Below are 3332 nucleotides of genomic sequence, written 5' to 3'. Positions count from 1 at the left end.
CTTGTCGAACGCCTCTTCAACAAACTCAAGAACTGGCGGCGTATCGCAACTCGATACGACAAAACCAAAGAGTCCTACCTCGGCTTCGTCAATCTCGTCTCAGCCCTGCAATGGATACCCTTTGTCCACGAAACCTAGCTTGGAGGCGAGCCTAGGGGATGTCCCTACTGCGTTATTTTTGCAACGGTTTCACGAATTGTGGACTTGCCATGAAACCTTCTTGCCGATACATGGTTTCAGCAGTCCTTCGTGACACTTTTGAAAGGGGAATTCAAATGCGGAAGCTTGCCCTCGCGGCTGCGCTTGCGACCAGTGCCCTGGCCACCCCGGCCTTGGCGCGCGACAACAGCTGGTATGTCGGCGTCGACGCCGGCGTGATGATCGTTGAAGATCAGGACATCACCTTCACCCCCGGTAATGCTGGCGCCGCCAGCAACACCGTGTCGGCTGACCACCACAAGGGTTATGATTTCGACGCGAATATCGGTTACGACTTCGGTGGCTTCCGCCTCGAAGCCGAAGCCGCTTACAAGCGCGCCAAGGTCGACCTCGACAAGAGCGGCTTCGGCGGCGCTTCGTCGGCTCTCTCGTTCATGCTGAACGGCCTGCTCGACTTCGGTCCCGATGATGGCCTGCAGGGCTTCGTCGGCGGCGGTGTCGGCGTGTCGCGTGGCAAGCTGGCCAACGACCTGGTGAACGACAGCGACACCGGTTTCGCCTGGCAGGCGATCGCCGGCGTGCGTTACCCGGTGACCAACAACCTCGACGTCTCGCTGAAGTATCGCTACTTCAACCAGGACGACATCAAGCTCATCCCGGCCTACACCACCATTGGTGGCCCCGCCGGTTCGAGCGTGGACAGCAAGTTGCGTACCCACAGCCTGCTGCTCGGCCTGACCTACAACTTCGGCGCTCCGGTTGAAGCGGCTCCGCCGCCTCCGCCGCCCCCGCCGCCCCCGCCGCCGCCTCCGCCGCCTCCGCCGCCCCCGCCGGCGCCGGAATGCTCGCCTGGGCCGTACATTGTCTTCTTCGAATGGGACAAGTCGGACATCACGCCTGACGCCGCCACCATTCTGGACAACGCGGTTTCGGCCTACAGCGCTTGCGGCAACGCCCAGGTCATGCTGGCCGGTCACGCTGACCGTTCGGGTGCAGCCTCGTACAACGTTGGTCTGTCGCAGCGTCGCGCTGACGCTGCCAAGGCTTATCTCGCCTCGAAGGGTATCCCTGACGGCGTGATGACCACCCAGGCCTTCGGTGAATCGAAGCCGCGCGTCGACACCGCGGACGGCGTTCGCGAAGTCCAGAACCGTCGCGTGGAAATCAGCTACGGTCCGGGTTCGGGTCAGTAAGAACTTTCCGTCCTTCGGGATGGAATATGAAGAGGGGCCGATCGCAAGATCGGCCCCTTTTTCTTGTCCTGCGTTGCACGCGCTGGCCTGTCGCACGTTGCTCTGTCACGTGCTGGGGCCTGCCGCGATCCGGGCTGAACGGATATCTGGCCGGCGTGTCATGTGCCTTGATGCCGGACAGCGTGGACGATCGACATATGGGCGGTTGATCATGTCTGCGCTCATGGCCGGCCAGCTAATTGCAGGGGCGAGGCCGATAACGCTGTGGTCTGGATTGCTACCGGGCTTCGGCCTGATACGTGACGCATCGTGGTTTCAGGCTATTGCCTGCGGATGGCGCCTTTGGGGCGGTGAAGGAGGGGTGTCAGGACGGATGCCATGCTATTCCCCTGCTTTTATTGCGAACGATATGCAGAGGGGCATGACAAACCGGATCGGATCGGCAACAAAGACGCGTCTGCCGCGTTCGCGCAGTTGTTTCCGTGATCGGGAGTTTGCCATGAAGACCGCCGCCCTGTTCCTTGCCCTGCCTTTGCTCGCTGCCGTGACGGCCTGTGCCGCGACCAGCCAGAGCGCGCCCGCCGCGCCGACCGCCAAGGCCAAGCTGGCCGCTGGCGATGGCAGCGCGCGCGGCACCGCCGTGGTGACCCAGGCAGGCGATGGCCTGCATGTCGTGGTCAAGGCGCAGGGGCTGACGCCGGGCATCCACGCGGTGCATATCCACACTACCGGCATCTGCACGGGGCCGGACTTCACCAGCGCGGGGGGGCATTGGAACCCGACCAGCCATCAGCACGGCAAGGATAATCCGCAGGGCATGCATATGGGCGACATGCCCAACATGCAGGCCAAGCCCGACGGCAGCGGCGAGATCGAATATGTGGTGCCGGGCGGCACGATCAGCGACGGCGCGACGCCGCTGCTGGATGCCGATGGTGCGGCCATTGTGATCCATGCGCAGGCCGACGACTACAAGAGCGACCCGACCGGTAATGCCGGCGGCCGCGTTGCCTGTGGCGTGCTGAGCGTCGGCTGAGGCCTGATTGCCCCGGCGTCCGCGTCAATCGTCGCGGGCACCGGGATGACCGTCTGCGCGATAGGTTTCGACCGCATGATAGCTGGAGCCGGCATGGCCGAGCCGGCTTTCATAGAGGCTGAATTCGTCCACGGTGAAGGCGGGCGATGCAAGGCCGGCGTGCAGCGCCAGGAAGGGCGCGATGTCGCCGCCGTGCCGGCTGAAGCGGGCGAGCGTGATGTGCGGCAGATAGGCGCGGGCTTCGGGCGCGATGCCGGCCGATGTGCAGGCGCGATCCACCTTGGCATGAAGATGGGCGAGCGGATCGCGCGGCTGCACCCCGGCCCATAAGGTGTCGACCACGCCGCGCCGGTCGAAATAGCCTGTGCCGGCGAGCGTGATGGCGAATGGCTGGAAGCGGACGCCGGCGAGCGCATCGGCGATATCGTCCGCCAGATGGCGATCCACTTCCCCGATGAAACGCAGGGTCAGGTGCAACTGGCCATCATCCTGCCAGCGCGCGCCGGGAACGCCGGCCATCTGGGCCAGAAGCTGGCTGCGGATCGTGGCGGGCGGACGGATGGCGACGAACAGGCGGTGCATGAGGAGTAGATAGGGAGAAAGGGGGCTTGCGGATAGGGGCGGGGTGAATGGTCGCAATGTCGGCGTCGCGCTTTGACGGCTGACGACCAAGAGCGGCTGTAAATTCCTCCCCTGCAAGGGGACGGGGGTCACGAAGTGGTGGAGGGGTGTCACGCTATCGAGAGGGGGATACCCCTCCGTCTGGCCTACGGCCAGCCACCTCCCCTTGCAGGGGAGGATGGTCTAGGCTCAGGACTCATTGATTGAGCCAGAAGATGACGGCGGCGGCGATACAGATGGCGGACATGAAGGTGTGTGCGCAACGGTCGTATCGGGTGTGGATGCGCCGCCAGTCCTTGAGCTTGCCGAACATGTTTTCGATC

4 protein-coding genes and 1 pseudogene are annotated in these 3332 nt (G+C 63.9%); 3 read left to right on the top strand and 2 right to left on the bottom strand.

What is annotated here, in order from left to right; translation table 11 throughout:
- From AC13EK_RS00025 to AC13EK_RS00015, 3 genes and pseudogenes are all read left to right on the top strand, one after another.
- Nucleotides 1–138, top strand: a pseudogene (locus AC13EK_RS00025) (IS5 family transposase); the annotation flags it as partial.
- A 137-nt stretch (nucleotides 139–275) separates the two neighbouring features.
- Nucleotides 276–1352, top strand: coding sequence for an OmpA family protein (locus tag AC13EK_RS00020; protein WP_159366679.1), 1077 nt, complete (start codon nucleotides 276–278; stop codon nucleotides 1350–1352).
- Between the two features lie 499 nt (nucleotides 1353–1851).
- Nucleotides 1852–2388: a superoxide dismutase family protein gene (locus AC13EK_RS00015; protein ID WP_037522644.1), complete on the top strand. Its 537-nt coding sequence runs from the start codon at nucleotides 1852–1854 to the stop codon at nucleotides 2386–2388.
- Nucleotides 2389–2412: 24 nt separating this feature from the next.
- Here the strand turns inward: AC13EK_RS00015 and thpR are convergent, their stop codons facing one another.
- Both thpR and AC13EK_RS00005 read right to left on the bottom strand, forming a co-directional pair.
- Nucleotides 2413–2970, bottom strand: a complete 558-nt coding sequence (gene thpR, locus AC13EK_RS00010; RefSeq protein ID WP_069338273.1) for an RNA 2',3'-cyclic phosphodiesterase — start codon at nucleotides 2968–2970, stop codon at nucleotides 2413–2415.
- Between the two features lie 235 nt (nucleotides 2971–3205).
- A partial coding sequence (locus tag AC13EK_RS00005) for a transposase (RefSeq protein WP_483021938.1) occupies nucleotides 3206–3332 on the bottom strand: 127 nt, incomplete at its 5' end.

The sequence above is a fragment of the Sphingobium sp. L-44 genome (genome assembly GCF_056859495.1).
This window is presented reverse-complemented; position numbering and strand designations above follow the sequence as displayed.